Source organism: Enhydrobacter sp. (assembly GCF_030246845.1).
Lineage (GTDB): Bacteria > Pseudomonadota > Alphaproteobacteria > Reyranellales > Reyranellaceae > Reyranella.
In genome coordinates this window covers 1,034,227-1,048,868 of sequence record NZ_CP126889.1, presented here as the reverse complement: position 1 = coordinate 1,048,868, position 14,642 = coordinate 1,034,227, and the positions used below count along the sequence as shown (strand labels likewise).

Annotated in this window: 12 protein-coding genes; 5 read left to right on the top strand and 7 right to left on the bottom strand. The window is 58.8% G+C overall.

Features of this window, described 5'->3' with window-relative positions; all coding sequences use genetic code 11:
• Positions 1–3 precede the first annotated feature (3 nt).
• Genes OJF58_RS05430 through OJF58_RS05420 form a run of 3 tightly spaced genes read right to left on the bottom strand, consistent with a single transcriptional unit; the run spans position 4 to position 3,363 of the window.
• A complete protein-coding gene (locus OJF58_RS05430) occupies positions 4–912 on the bottom strand; it encodes a plasmid partitioning protein RepB C-terminal domain-containing protein (RefSeq protein WP_300782347.1) in 909 nt (302 codons plus the stop codon).
• A gap of 10 nt (positions 913–922) precedes the next feature.
• Positions 923–1,795 carry a plasmid partitioning protein RepB C-terminal domain-containing protein gene (locus tag OJF58_RS05425; RefSeq protein ID WP_300782345.1) on the bottom strand — a complete coding sequence of 291 codons (873 nt, stop codon included), beginning with the start codon at positions 1,793–1,795 and terminating at the stop codon, positions 923–925.
• Positions 1,792–3,363, bottom strand: a complete 1,572-nt coding sequence (locus OJF58_RS05420; RefSeq protein WP_300785182.1) for a recombinase family protein — start codon at positions 3,361–3,363, stop codon at positions 1,792–1,794. The genes OJF58_RS05425 and OJF58_RS05420 overlap by 4 nt, the downstream gene beginning before the upstream one ends.
• Positions 3,364–3,583: 220 nt before the next feature.
• Here OJF58_RS05420 and OJF58_RS05415 point away from each other — a divergent pair, with 220 nt between their 5' ends.
• From OJF58_RS05415 to OJF58_RS05400, 4 genes are all read left to right on the top strand, one after another.
• Entirely contained in the window at positions 3,584–3,832 is a 249-nt protein-coding gene (locus OJF58_RS05415) for a hypothetical protein (RefSeq protein ID WP_300782344.1), read from the top strand.
• A 46-nt stretch (positions 3,833–3,878) separates the two neighbouring features.
• Positions 3,879–4,796, top strand: coding sequence for a bacteriophage abortive infection AbiH family protein (locus OJF58_RS05410; protein ID WP_300782341.1), 918 nt, complete (start codon positions 3,879–3,881; stop codon positions 4,794–4,796).
• Between the two features lie 558 nt (positions 4,797–5,354).
• A complete protein-coding gene (locus OJF58_RS05405) occupies positions 5,355–5,624 on the top strand; it encodes a hypothetical protein (protein ID WP_300782340.1) in 270 nt (89 codons plus the stop codon).
• Between the two features lie 35 nt (positions 5,625–5,659).
• Positions 5,660–8,209 (top strand): hypothetical protein, encoded by a 2,550-nt coding sequence (locus tag OJF58_RS05400; RefSeq protein WP_300782338.1) that lies wholly within the window; start codon positions 5,660–5,662, stop codon positions 8,207–8,209.
• 5 nt (positions 8,210–8,214) lie between these two features.
• Here OJF58_RS05400 and OJF58_RS05395 read toward each other — a convergent pair whose 3' ends face one another.
• Positions 8,215–9,411 (bottom strand): DNA methyltransferase, encoded by a 1,197-nt coding sequence (locus OJF58_RS05395; RefSeq protein ID WP_300782337.1) that lies wholly within the window; start codon positions 9,409–9,411, stop codon positions 8,215–8,217.
• A 113-nt stretch (positions 9,412–9,524) separates the two neighbouring features.
• On the opposite strand from OJF58_RS05395, the gene OJF58_RS05390 reads away from it, so the two are divergent.
• Complete coding sequence (locus OJF58_RS05390; RefSeq protein ID WP_300782335.1) at positions 9,525–9,992, top strand: hypothetical protein; 468 nt, start codon at positions 9,525–9,527, stop codon at positions 9,990–9,992.
• Between the two features lie 636 nt (positions 9,993–10,628).
• Here the strand turns inward: OJF58_RS05390 and OJF58_RS05385 are convergent.
• From OJF58_RS05385 to OJF58_RS05375, 3 genes are all read right to left on the bottom strand, one after another.
• Positions 10,629–11,828 carry an IS256 family transposase gene (locus OJF58_RS05385; protein ID WP_300779380.1) on the bottom strand — a complete coding sequence of 400 codons (1,200 nt, stop codon included), beginning with the start codon at positions 11,826–11,828 and terminating at the stop codon, positions 10,629–10,631.
• A gap of 458 nt (positions 11,829–12,286) precedes the next feature.
• The gene (locus tag OJF58_RS05380) at positions 12,287–14,146 is read right to left on the bottom strand and encodes a hypothetical protein (protein WP_300782334.1); all 1,860 of its coding nucleotides are present in this window, start codon (positions 14,144–14,146) and stop codon (positions 12,287–12,289) included.
• 3 nt (positions 14,147–14,149) lie between these two features.
• Entirely contained in the window at positions 14,150–14,638 is a 489-nt protein-coding gene (locus OJF58_RS05375) for an ABC-three component system middle component 2 (protein WP_366526836.1), read from the bottom strand.
• Positions 14,639–14,642: the final 4 nt, after the last annotated feature.

The window sequence follows — 14,642 nt, the reverse complement described above, 5'->3', positions numbered from 1 at the left end:
CCTCTATATAGGGGCCGTTGCGCTCAGCCGCTCCGGCGCCGCCGCCGTAATGATGGACCGGAACTCGCTGAGGATTTCAGGTTGATTGTGGGACAGGTACCGCTCCACCTTCCGGTTTCCAACGAGCTTCGAAAGATATCCAGTCGCGATCACCAGCAGCAGGACATCGTCGCCGTAGGTGGCTTCGACCGCCTTGAACTCTTGTTGAAGAGCCTCCATTTCCCGCTCCATCCGGGACATTTGCTCCGGGGTCATGCCGTGGACGGCCTTCGGCTTGTCCGGCTTGGCTAGGTCTGCCTGTCTTGTGGCTGCCAGGATAGCCTTGGCATAGCTGCTCGAGAAATTCGCGGCGGACTCCATCAGCTCGACCGCCGCTATCTGCCGCATCGGCTTCATCTTTCGGAGCGCCTCGAACGTGATTGGACTGACCGTCCGGTCCTTGAGCAGCTCGATCACTTCCGGAGCAATGCCGTCGAGCATTGTCCGCCGCTTACGCAGGTGCTTGACGTCGACATCGAGCGATTTCGCCAGTCTCTCTTCGGAAACGCCACGATCCAGGGCACGCATCAGCATGTAGTGCTCCTGAATCGTCGACAGCCGGTTCACACGCTTGTTGTATGTGAAACCCTCGTCGTCACTTGCGATGAGGCATTTCACTTCTTGTGCGCCAACACCTTTCAGGACCTCGAAGCGTATATGCCCGTCAAGGATGACATGCTGGCCGCTCTCGACATTGAGAGGCGCGACGACGATCGGCTCGACAATGCCGATCTCACTGATCGATCGGGCGATTTTTCTATACTTCACAGACTTCCTGACGTTGTCCGGAACGCGCCGCGCGGGCAGGACTGCGTCGATCGAAAGCACTGCAATGCGCTTCTCAAAAGCGATGCGAACGTCGTTGAGTTGCATGTCGGCCTCCCTAGTGACCGAGGCGCTGGGCCAGTGGTCGAGGCAAGGTATGAAGCCCTTCCGCCTTAAGTACGGTTATGAATGAGTCTTCTTGCAGAAGCTTTCTCAGGGCCGAGACGATGAAGACAAGACGGCCTTGGGTTAGCGTTGCCTTCTTGACCAGCAACGCCTGCCGTTGTGTTTCTTTCCGGTAAGCCCGCACGAGCGAGACTGCCGTAACTTTCTTCGTCGGCTTCTGGTGGCTCTGCGCGATGCTATGGACGCCTTTGCCGATCGCATTCCGTTGGTCGATGATCCGGCGGATCGCAATTATCTGATTTCCGGGCAGTGTGCCTTTCTCGTACGCCTCGGCCAGTGCATCCTGGACGTCGCCATCCTTGGCACGCGCGATTTCCATTGCGATTGAGGCGGGAAGCACGCCGCGATCGACGGCCGCGAGCAACCGCTCTTCGCCGTGGTCGAGCAGGTAGCAGATCGCGTATGCATATTCCTGGCTGAAGCCTGTCTTTTCCGCGATTTGGGCGGTCGTGTACCCGCGCTTCTTCAGCCGGCCGATCTCCTGCATCAGCTCGAGGGGCGTGTGATTGCGCCGTGCGATGTTCTCGATGAGACTCATCAGGTAGCAATCTTCCTTCGATGCGTCGATGACGACGGCCGGGATATGGGTTTGGCCCAAGGCTGCGAAGGCCTCCAGGCGGCCTTGGCCACATACGAGGTGGTAGGTTTCAGCGCCCGAGCGGCTGACAGTGATGGGCTTCTTCAGGCCCAGCTTGGAGATGCTTGCCACCAGTTCGTTGAACACGCGGCGATTGCGCGAACGGGGATTGAGAACCGTGATCGAAGCGATCGGCAGATGCCGGATCTCCGGAACGTCATCAGTCATGCAGCCTCCTCTATCTGGATTCTCTGGCTCAGCACCGCCAGGGCATCGAGTGAATCGAAGCGATAAGCGTCAAGGAAAACGCCGTTGTCTTCTCGCAGGCGCAGCATGGATTGCTGAAAGTCGATCCTCGGGAGCAGGTAATGGTCCTGTATTGCTTCGTTTGACGGAGCCATTCGCACGACCAGGGTGATGTCCGGGTTGAGCCCTGCATCGAAGCGAACCTTCCAGCGCAAGGCGCCAGCGCCCGTTTGCTGGCAGCGAGCGATCACGATCGAGGCATTGAACTCGTCGTTGATCCTCAGCAGATCGGTTTCGGGATCGCGCAGCACGAGGCTGCCCATCGCCTCGATCGTGGCCATCGTCTGCGCAATGACATCGCTGTAGACCGTTCGCAGTGCCCGGTTTGTTTCAATATAAGTGTAGTCTCGTCCCGGCACGTAGCCGACCAGCCGATAGGCGCGTACGAGGCTGCCAAACCGTTGCCTATATGCGGAGCTGGACGGCATCCCGTCCGCTTCGTCGATGATCAGCGACGACAGCATGCGCTCTTTCGAGAAGGTGCTGCTGAGCAACTGGAGCATCTCTTCGTCGGTCAGCTGCCGGCTGCGCTCTTCGATGATGCTGCGTGCCGCTCTGAATACGGCAGGGTCAACCACTGCCTCGAACGCTCGTTCGGCCCGAATCCACATATCCTCTGGATTGCGGATGCGCGTCTGCTTCAGCTTGAATGATATCCGGTTGTAGACGTTATTCCCTATGTACTTCTCGTTGGTCAGAATCTGATGCACGACACCGCGCGTCCATTGCCTGCCGAGGTCAGTCGTCAGGCCTTGGGCATTGAGGCTTTCCGCGATCTCGACCTCCGAGCGCCCGGCAACCGTGAACAGCTGAAAGATCCTGCGCACGACCTCGACCTCCTCCGGCGGTCCTGGCATGAGGATGACCCTGTCCGTTTGCAAGCTCTTGCGCTCGCCGCGTCGCAGCAGGGATTTAGTGTTGTGGTGCTCGTCAATGAGCTTCCTTCGCAACCCGTAGCCCGGTGCTCCGCCCTGACGATACCCAAGCGACACGAGGCGGCACTGACCGGCGAATACCTTGGCTGAGAGCTCGCGGCTGTACTCGCCCGCCATGGCCCGTTTCAGGCTTTTGATGAGCGTGGCGGAGAGGCTGCCGTCGTTGGAGAACTGCTCCGCGCAGTAGTGGACGGCGATGCCGGCCTCCTTGCAGATGAACTCGTAGTGCGCGCTCTCGTCTGCGTTCTGGAAGCGGCCCCAGCGACTCACGTCATATACAAGGATCGCCTCGAAGTCGGCGTCGCCCGACTGGACATCGGCAATCAGCTGCTGAAGCGCGTCTCGGCCCTCAACGCGCAATCCGCTCTTGCCGTCGTCTGCGTAGGTCCGGCAGATCGTGAAGCCGTGCGTGGCAGCATACTTTGCGATCACATCGGCCTGGTTCGACGTCGAGTATTTCTGATGCTCCGTGGACATGCGTACGTACTGCGCGGCCCGGCCTTCCCTGCCGGACCGCTTGCCTGCGCGAGGTAGCTGAGAGTTGCGCCTACGCACCACCAAAGACCCACTCGTAGTGCTCAAAATGTGAGGAGAGACAAGGCGGTAGCTAACCTGCGAGGGACGACGCATGTCACTTCCAAAGAGCGACCGAAACTTTCGGTCCGGTTCCGGAAGGAACTTTCCCGAGACGGCACCTCTTACTAGTGTGGGATTCTCCCGCACGATCGCCGACGCGCTTCACCAGCAATACGGTCGGACGCACGCTTCGATAAAGATGGTGGTGTCAGTCACCCAGGCCAATCAGCGTGCGGTCAAGAACTGGTTCGAGGCCAAGAACGCACCGCGCGGCCATCACTTGGTGCAGCTGGTGCGGCATTCGGATTGCGTGCTCGAAGCGCTGCTTGAAGCTTCAGGCCGCCGCGAAATCTTGATGGCAAAGCGCTTCGCTGACACAAGGGCTCTGCTACTTCAGATGCTGAGGCTGATCGACGAAATGTCGGATGGAAGGGACGCCGCAATCTGAGTATCACTGACCTTCGCGCCAGACTGGGAAAGGCTAGTCGGCGCGCATGGCCAACTGGGTGCTTGAAGAAGAACGCTCAATGACAATCCTATATGTGATCGGAAACGGCTTTGATCGGCATCACAAGATGGCAACCAGCTACGTCGACTTCGGAGAGTTCCTAAGTTGCAACCATCGGGAAGTGCGCAGGCTACTAGACAACTATTTTGCGACGTACGATGAGCACTTCTGGCACCACTTCGAGGAAGAGTTGGCGCATTTCGATGTCGAGATGCTTGTCCAGGATCTCGAGCACTTCATTGTGCCATATAGCGCCGATGATTGGAGCGATGCTTACCACCACGACTACGAATACGAACTCGACCGCGCCGTGGAAGGCTTGTCCAAAGGCCTACTAGCGGCTTTCACGGACTGGGTGGGTCAGATCGCTCTCCCGTATGGCTTGGAGGAGGTGCCCCGGGCCCGAATCGACCCCCTCGCTCGGTTTATCAACTTCAACTACACTCGAACGCTGCAAGAACTATACGGCGTGCCGAATGACAGAGTTTGGCACATTCACGGTGTAGTGGGCGGAGCAGAACCGTTGGTACTGGGCCACGCTTGGCTCCCTAGCACTGCTGAAACGCAGTACGCGCAGCTAGATCTGGAACGGGACGATACCAGGGTCATCGGTGGCGCTCTCATCATCGATAGCTATTTCAAGAAGACCTTTAAGCCAACCGCTAACATCATTGCTGAGAACGCTGCGAGGTTCGCGAGTCTTCATGATGTGGACGACATTCGGGTGCTCGGTCACTCGCTCTCAGATGTCGATCTGCCTTACCTGCAAGCAATCGCATCGAATGTTAGTCCCAATGCAGCATGGCGGATCAGCTTCCACGGGGAGCCGACAGCCGTGCGACAGCAATTTATCAAGATCGCTTCCGCCAAGAGGGCCACCTTTTGGTCGTTGCCCGAGGTCTAGGCCGATCGCATCCACCGATAAAGGCAGGGGACCGCCGCCGCTACGCTCGCCGCAGTAGGGCCTCCCTGCTGGTTGTCGCTACGGCGGCGAACCTGGGCCGATCTGAACCGTGTCGAGCCTGCGCGAAATGGCTTGGGTGCAGGTCGTTCGCGGCGAGCCGGTGTTGACCGGCGCATTTGACCGGCTGTCAGTCGTGGCGATCGTGGGATTGCTCTCTGACGATCGGGGTGGCGGCCCTGCACAACCAGTCCGGCGACGGGAGACTTACGACGTTACCGACCGCGGCGCAGGTAAACTTCGCCCCGGCGATCGACATGTTACTTGGGAGATCGAAGCCCAGCTTAGCTAAACCGGTCCTCAAATTATTTGGCCGCCAGGACCAGGCTTGTCGGTCTAGGGACTGTGCGAGGCTGAGTTCCGTTCAAGATTCTCTCCAAATTAGCAGCCGTACGGCAGGTCTAACTGCGCATAATTTGTGGCGCTTGGGGACAGAATCCCTTTGACACTACAATTCGATCAATATAGTCATCAAAAATCGTATAATTTAGGAGAAAATTTATGGCACCTGCTGAGCTGAAATTGGCGCAGAAAGCGCCCCAAGCCCGTTCCGCCGGACGGCGCGAGAAGTTCGTCGAGCTAGCCGAGAAGCGGACCTCCAATGCCATCAAGGCTATCAGGGTGATCGCCAAGCTCGGCAACAAGAACGCTTATGAGTACAGCGAAGCGGACGTGAAGCGGATCGCGAGCGCTCTCTCTAAGGAAATCGAGGCCATGAAGGCCCGCATGATGTCGGTGGGCGGCAAAGAGGTCATAGACTTCAAGTTGTAATATAGGCCAGAGTTGCACCGGGAGGGTTGGGACACATGACTAATGGTCAGATCAGGGACCTTTGTATCGCCCTGTTGCACTCTGAGGCTGAGGAAGAAGTGATCGCGCTGTTGTCCAAGGCGGGCTTTTGGGACAAGCCGGCTCTTTGGAGGAACTACGGCGACGTGGAGAACAATTGGGGTCAAGGCGGCAACCAGCAAAGCCTTGCCGAAGCCGCTCTGGTCGAAAAGATCGTTAACGCCGTTGATGCTCGGCTCATTAACGAGTGCTTAGAGCGGAACATTGACCCGCGCGGTGCGGAAGCACCCAAGAATATCAGAGAAGCCGTGGCCCGGTTTTTCGAAGGTGGAACGGGAAAAAAGCTCTCCACTGGTGGCACTATTGATGATTGGCATGAAGACCGCATCCGCGAGGTGGCGCAGGGCATAACGGTGACATCCACTGGGCAGCGCCCCGTCCTGAATCTGACCGTTAGCGATTGTGGCGAAGGGCAAACGCCAGGAAAGCTGCCAACGACCATCATGTCGTTGAGCAAGCCCAACAAGATGTACATCCCGTTCGTTCAGGGACAGTTCAACCAAGGCGGCACGGGTGCGTTGAGATTTTGCGGAAACCACAATCTACAACTTGTGATCAGTCGCCGGAATCCGAAGCTTCTCGGTCCTGACCCAGATGCCGACGACTCGAAATGGGGCTTCACGGTCGTGCGCCGCGAGCGGCCCCAAGGCGGTCGGCGCAACTCAATCTACACCTATCTTGCACCCGTCGGGGTGGGCTCCGAGTATGCTGATCGAAATGGCCGTGTCTTGGCATTCGTAGCCGAGACGCTGGACTTCTACCCAGATAAGGAGAAGCCGTATGGCCGTGCCGCGCGCTATGGCACGTCAATCAAACTCTTCGATTACAAGTATCTGGGGGAGCGCTCAAATATCCTCCGCGGGCAAAGCATCTTGAGCCGTCTTGATCTGCTGTTGCCGGAGATCGCTCTGCCAATCCGCGTCTACGAATTCCGCAGTTCTGGTGGAAAATATCTACCCCAGGGCAGTCGCGAGACGACGTTGAGTGGCTTGAGAAGGCGGCTGAACAACACTCCCAACGTCGAGGCTGGCTTTCCAATCGCGTTGCCTTTCGCCCCTGCCGGAGAACAGCTACTGGCGGTAGTGTACGCCTTCAAGCCGGCGGGCACATCACGTAGCGCGGACGACGAAGAAGAAACCGCAAGCAGGAAGAAGCTCGGAGGGCTGAAACGGTACAGAAAGCGCGAGGGCGTTCTATTCGTTCGGAACGGCCAAACACAAGGGACGTTGCCGAAGGACTTCTTTCGCCGCGAGGAGGTCAAGCTGAAGCCGCTGGCGGACGACCTCCTAGTGTTCATCGAATGCGACCGAATGAGCGACGATGTCCGCGAGGACTTGTTCATGCCGTCTCGTGATCGCTTGACGGAGAATGAGTTCAAGGTCGAGCTAATCGATGGCCTTGAGCAAACGCTGCGCAACGATGACACCTTGAGGCAGCTCCGAAATAGGCGGCAACAGGATCAGACTTCCGAGAAGATGAAGGACGACAAGCCTTTGGCGGATGTCCTTCAGCAGCTAATTCGTCGATCACCCAACTTAACGGCACTGCTGCATCTGGGGCAGCGGATCACTGCGCCTTTCAACACCCAGCCGGCCGGCCGGGGCGACGAGAAGCCGTTCAAAGGAGAAGTCTATCCGACCTTCTTCAAGTGGCGGAACGTCCCTTATGGTCAGGTTCAGAAGCGAGACTGCCCCATAAACTACCGAATGCGCCTAACCTTCGAGACCGATGCAAGGGATGACTACTTTTCCCGGCGAATCGAGGGTGGACAGTTCTCGCTCTGTTACGTCGATGAGGCTGGCAATCAGCAGAAGGTCTCGTTCGTTGGCCCGACATTGAGGCGCGGTTCTGCTAGCGTCATGGTCACTCTGCCGGAGGGTGCAGAGGTAAACTCCACCCTTCGATTTGTTGCGACGACAAGGGACACACGGACGGAGTTTGAAAATAAGTTGGATGTCGTGGTGCGTCCCTGGTCTGAGCATCGTGAAGGCGGCAGGAAGAACGCCGATCAGAGGGCGCCAAGCAAGGCCAATGGCAAAGACCGTGAGCGTCCGCAGCAACTAGATATGCCAAAGATCGAACCCATCTATCGAGATCACTGGGGCGCGCATAAGTTCGATGAACACACTGCGATGACCGTAGGATGCTACTACGACGAGGCGAACGAAGAACGGAATGTCTTCCGCATCAATATGGACAACGTGTCTCTGCTGAACGAGATCAAGCTGCGCAAGCTCGACGATGCTTCTGCTCGAAATCAGTTCATGTACGGAAACATCCTGGTTGGACTATCGATGCTTCATCAGCACAATGCGGAGAAGAAATCGGCCGGAGCATCTCCCCAAGGGAAGGCTGAGGATCAGCCCGCGCCGCCACCTGTGGAAGACCGGATTGAGCGAACATGTCGAGGGCTCGCCCCTTTTATGCTCGCGCTAACGTCACTCAGCCTGGAAGACCTTTCGGAGCGTGACGATGGTCTCGACGGACTGGAGGCTGCGACCGGCTGACTGGCTCAGCTTTTGCGGTGAATGAGGACAACCTCCTTGCTGCCGGGAGTGTCACCCTGTTGATGCGAGTACCAACGTCTATTGGGCACTTGTCGCCACAAGCGACCGTCACCCTTGCCGATGAGCGTCGGCAAGAAGACCTCTGCTAGTCCTGCCTTGGATAGTGTTTCGATGTACTTGGGAAGTTGCCATTCGGCCTCGCTGAAGGCCAACATTTGCACGACGATGGTCTTGCGCGTCGCAAGCTGAGCCACCGCGGCCATCGATGCGCCGATGTTTTCGAAATAGGGGTCCAACCCGGGATGCCTTCGATTCCCCATTGTGTAGTAGGATTCGCCGGCGCCATCGAGCTTGTTGGCAATCATGAAGGGCAAAGGCGCTTCTTTGCCGCCGCCCACCTGCCATCGGTGATAAAGAACGTGAATGCCTGGGTAAGGGGGAGAAGTAAGTACGAGCTTGGGCGATTGTCTTTTCTTAAGTCGCCCATCCGTATCGAGTTGCGCCGCCGAACGATGAAGGACAGTCGCTCTCGGTCGGTGATCGTATCTCGCCGCTGCAATCGCCAAGTCCCAGGCGCCGGTTAGCATTTCAGTCGCAATATCGGACAGCGCACTCCGGAAATCGTCTATAGAAGGAGCCTCGCGGCGTCCGTCGAGCGCCCACTGTGCGGCTCGAAGGATTGCGCACCGAGCAAACATTTCTAGCCTGTCTGAGCGGAGGCGCCGCGCGCTTGATAGCGCTTGCTCAATGGCATGCCGTAAGCGCCATCGGCCAGGATGATCGAGGTGCTTGTAGTAGTCATCGTAGCCGACCAGCCGTTGAGCCGGCTCGGCTAGGTTGATTGCCGTGTAAACGCGCTGAACCCACCTCTCGATACGCTCTAGTTCCATGCCGCTATAAATTACAGTCTTTGCGCGACTCACGAAGTGAGCCAAAGAACTGATATCAACACCGATAGCGTGCCGTCCGAGCGCAATCGCTTCCACGAGCGTCGTGCCACCTCCAACATGGTTGTCGATAACAACATCACCCGGGTCTGTAAAAGCCTCAATAGCTGCTCGTGCGAAGCCGGGGGAAAAACGAGCTGGGTACTTGTAGTAGGTATGTGTCAAGCCGCTCACGCGGTCCAGACTGCGAGCGCTCTCGATCAATGCTGCTTCTGCCTTTGACGACAGTAGTAGTTGGCGTTTCTTGCTCCCCATGCCGCATCATACCTCAGGTGCGGCCGCACATGAATCCCCTGGGAAAGCCTATCCCACACGCTATGTTCGCCGGCGCGCGCCGGTAGTTGGCCAGACGGTGCAGGGAGGTCGCAATGAACGTGGTGAATACTCCTATCTACACGAAGATCAAATCGGCGCCCGATGGCAGTCTGGTCTTCCTCGCATCCGCCCCTGAAACGTTCGGGGTGATCATCGGGCGTGATGGCGACAATCGGGTGTTCGGCTGCGTCTCCAGTAAAGACCCTAAAGAACTCGGCAGGCATTGGCCGCTCATGCCGGACACGGCTTGCTTCAGTTTTGGTACCGAATGGCTTGTGGAAACAGACCTTTCCAAGGGAGTGAGTTCATCCATCGATGATGCCGGCGTCCTCTTGCTCGGGCCCCACGGCCCGGAGTTTCGTTTTCGCTCGACAAAGGCTGGCGGTGACGTACTGATCTTCAACACCGCGGGCAAGGTCTCGAACCCAGGTGATCTTGTCGCGCTGAAGGGATGGCGCATTTGGGCGTCGCTAGATGCTCGGAATCAACGCGGCATTTGCCCGCTTATTGACCGGTCTTGATTGACTCCGGGCCGCTATGTGTCCTCATCTTTGTACGAGCCTGCTTAAGGTGAAATGCCTGATAGGGGCCGACCCGCGCCTCCGCCCGTTGGAGCGCCCCAGACTTGGCAAGGAACTCGCGTGTAGCATCCCCAACGACCACTCGCCCAGGGGGCTGCTCGAGCGCCGCCATGAAGCCGGCTGAGATCGAGAATAGACTAGTGGATGATGCCGATCTGACGTTTACCGACGGTTCCAGTGAGCAGCCTGGAAGAAAACAAGGGCAGCGCGCGAAGAGCGCGCCGGCCGCCGGCATCCGACGGGACGCAAGCGCCAGCGATCGTTACCCGGAGGGTCGTGACCGCGCAGCGGGCTCGGTGGAGCGTCAGCGGAATAGAGTCGAGCCTCGCGGTTTTGCGCAGGGGCGCCGGACCATTTCGGCGCCAACGGACTAGCACCTTGCAGCAGAGCTTTTACAATACAGCGGGAGGTCGGAGGGGGCCGAGCCTAATGCGAATCGTGCTGATCGAGATTAGGAACTTCCGGGGCATCAAATAGCTCACTTGGCCCCCGGCATCCGGCTTAATGATCGTGCCCCGAGACGTGGTGTAGCTGGCGCTGAGTCAGCACAGCGATCTTCGGCGTGAGCCGGATCGATCAGGCAGCCACAGCAGGCAGCCCGACGAGAGGATCATCGCTTACGGGGGCGATGCTTTCCAGCGTGATGTAGCGGGAGCGCTGGACGGCCCACTCGTCGTTCTGCTCGAGCAGGATGGCCCCGACGAGTCGAACGATGGCCGCTTCATTGGGGAAGATGCCGACGACCTCGGTGCGGCGCTTGATCTCGCCGTTGAGGCGCTCCAGGGGGTTGATCGAGTGCAGCTTGACCCGGTGCTGTGCCGGGAAGCTCATGTAGGCGAGCACATCGGGCTCTGCCTCGTCCATCAGGGTAGCCAGCTTGGGGACCTTGGGTCGGAGCTGATCGGCGACACGCCGCCACTGCGCACGCGCCTGCTCGGCATCGTCCTGGGCGAAGGCGGTGGCGATGAAGGCCGAGACCACGCGGCGTCCGCTTCGGCCGGCATGCGCCAAGGCGTTGCGCATGAAGTGGACGCGGCAGCGCTGCCAGGTGGCGGTGAGGATCTTGGAGATCGCTGCCTTGATACCTTCATGGGCGTCGGAGATGACCAGCTTGACGCCGCGCAAGCCGCGGCGCGTCAGCTTCCTGAGGAACGCCGTCCAGAAGGTCTCGGCTTCGGACGGGCCGATATCCATGCCCAGCACCTCGCGCCGGCCGTCGGCGTTGACGCCGACGGCGACGATGACGGCGACCGAGACGATGCGGCCGGCCTGGCGCACCTTCACGTAGGTGGCGTCGATCCACAGATAGGGCCAGTCGCCCTCGATCGGCCGGTCGAGGAAGGCCTTCACCCGCTGGTCGATCTCCTCGCACAGCCGGCTGACCTGGCTCTTGGAGATGCCGCTCATGCCCAAGGCCTTGACCAGGTCGTCGACCGATCGGGTGGAGACGCCTTGGATGTAGGCCTCCTGGATCACCGCGGTCAGGGCCTTCTCGGCCATGCGGCGCGGCTCGAGGAAGCTGGGGAAGTAGCTGCCGCGGCGCAGCTTGGGGATGCGCAGCTCCACCGTGCCGGCCCGCGTCTCCCAATCCCGGTCGCGATAGCCGTTGCGCTGGGCCAGTCGCGTGGCGCTCTTCTCGCCATGGGCGGCGCCGGTCAGCGCACCGACCTCGATCTCCATCAGGCGCTCGGCAGCAAAGGCGATCATCTCGCGCAGAACGTCAGCGTCAGGGGCCTTCTCGACAAGCGAACGCAGGTCCATCATCTCTTCGGTCATCGGTGGTTCCTCGCGTGCAGGTTGGAGCTCGCAACCAAACCCTAACCGGAAATCGCCGGTGACCCCCGCAAGGCCGCTCCCTCGCTACGGCGCCATCAAACAGCGCGCTCGCTCGCGGCCTTGCTCTCCCCAGCTACACCACCATCCGGGACACGACCGGCTTAATTGCCTGATCGGCCCCGGTACTCGACCAAAACCACTATCCTGGACGCCATTGAGCTAGGACTTTCGCCGAGGTCCTATCTATTTGCAGACGATGCCGATTTCTATGATCTGGTCGTCGACAACCCCATCAAGATTTCGTTGACGCCGACGCGCCTCGGTTCCTTTGCCGAACGGCATCTCGGGTGGGGACGGCAATTAATCCTGAGCAAGCTGGCGCAGTGGAGGAGAATGTGGGCCATCAGGTCACCGATGTCGTCACTCCTCTCGACGGCACCGACGACCGGTGGAACCGATCAGGAGTAACTGCGTGGCAACGGGAAAAAGCCAGCGCGACCTTGCGTTGGTTGGGCAGTGAAATGGATGTAGTTCGAACGTTCCGGCAGCCACTCCGGGACGTCTACGTTGTCTAGGATGATCAACTGGTAATGCTTCGATAGTTCTGCAAAAGCCGCGAACGCTTTGTCCTTCAGCGGCGTGGCCTTGATAGCCGCATCATCCAAGCCATCGGGATCCCTGTAGGTTACGAAGAGCGTGTCGAGAACGAGGAAGCCGGGATGAGAGCGTTTGCGCTCGAGGCAGTATTTCATTAAGCCGACGCTAAACGCGCCATGCAGCAGCGCACGGACGCCTTTCCCGTTCGCGCTTCTCGGTTTCCCCGAAACCGAAATGTCCAGTTTGGGAAGATCGAAAAAGACCCGGTCTGCGTTGGGGAATTCCCATGCCTTCAGCTCTGACTCGACGACCACGCTGAATTCGTTCAGCACCGTACCGTTCAGCGACTGTTCTGCAACGATAGTCGTGCTGTCGTACCCGGGACTTACTCCGAGTTCATCGCGGCGGGCTTGAAGCGCATCGCGACGCCGGATCAGGTCTAGGCTCTTCTGAACACCGACCTTACGGTCAACGATTTGCTTCGTCGCGGTTCGAACGGTCTGAACAGACGGCACTTCGCGACTGATATCTTTATGCAGCTCTTGGAGCTCCTCCATGATCTCGAGGCTTCGTTCGTCCAGCTCGTCGCGTTCCTCGGCAAGGCCCTCCATCGTTTCCTTCAGTTCGGCCGCCCTCTGCTGCAAATCAGTAGTCTCGGCCTTCGCAGCCTCGACGATCTCATCGATGTTGCCATCGCAAGCGGCGGAGGGGCGATGATTCGCTGGTTGAGCACCGCAAATTGGGCAGGTCTCGCCGTCTTCGAGCGAAAAAAGAACACCAGCCTCGATGATCGCAGCCAACCTATCCTGATCCGACCCATAGTGCTGCTCAAGCAGAGCGAAACGGGCTTGCAGCGTATCGATCTCGGCCATTCGGTCCTGGGCGGCTTCTAGCTCGGCACGAAGCTCACGTCGCGTCTTGGTCAATTCCCGATAATCGGCTTCGGTCCGTTCCTGTACCACGAAGCTCAAAGTCAACTCGTTATCGATGGATGATTCCAGCTTCTCCAACTCATCGCGATCGTGGTCTGCCGCCGCGATCTCCTGGTCAAGATCGCGAATTTGCTGGTCGATCAGTTCCAGCTGGGCCGCCTTCCTGAGACTCTGCGTGGTATCAGGCTTCCCTACGTCAAGAGCAGCATCGTCGACGCCGGTAAGCACAAACTTGAATACCGACGTCTCGGGGGTCCTCGACGTGTATTGACCGGATAGGATGGGCGAGGTCCGGGCCTGAATCTTGCCTTCATCGACCAAAGCATACAGCCCGAGATCGCGGAAACTCAGCTCTTTGGTTTCCATCTTGGCGTTAGTCCGGATGCGAGCATTGTTCGCCGCGACATTCCCAGCTGGAAGATGACCCAGGAGAAATTTTGAAAGCGAGGACTTCGCGTTGTGCCGGGCCGACATTGCTTCGCCCTGCTTGGCAGCTGGCCTGTCTTTGGTCAGGCCATCCAGCAGCCGGATTTCACCACCAGCGAGGGCGCGGATGATGGTTTTCTCTGTGCCGTCATCGAGCACGACCCCCAGATGGGCAAGATCATAGAGCGCCTGTTCGTTAATCGGCTCCGGTGCATCCCGCGCACCAAGCAGGTAGTCGATCATCCGCAGGATGTACGACTTTCCAGTGTTCGACGGGCCATTGATCACATTGAGGCCGGCGGCAAAGTCGACGGTCGCTGGTTCGGCATCCGGGCCGGTGATGTGGAGGAACCTAAGCTGCATGACTCATTGAGCCTGCGATTGCCCGGTCTGGAATTCAGGCTCCCACTCATTCATCCGGCTCTGCACCAATTTCGACAGGGCTTCATCGCTCATCGGATGGATGTTGGTAATCAGCCAGGCGGCCCTCCGCTTCAGGGCTTTGACATACGTACTGGACAGCAGGTCGAGGAACGATCCTGCTTCCTCGCCGGCCTTGTAGCGGAAACCGGCTGGCGTCACGGCGCGCGAGACGAGACCGCGCGTCTGCATGAGGGCCAGACCGGACTCAACGAGGCCGCGACGGACCAGGATCTCTGCCGCACGTGACCTGTCCTTCGGATGCATGCTCCTAGGTCCATCGATGTCCTCGGTGTGGACGACAAGATGGTCGAAGACAACGAGCCTGTTCAGCGAAAGCATTTCTGGATAGCAGGCCGTCAGGATTACGACGGACCGCAGCCCGGTCTCGAAGGGAGTATTGAAGGTCCGCGGCCGCCGCCGGGGAGGGCTCATCTCA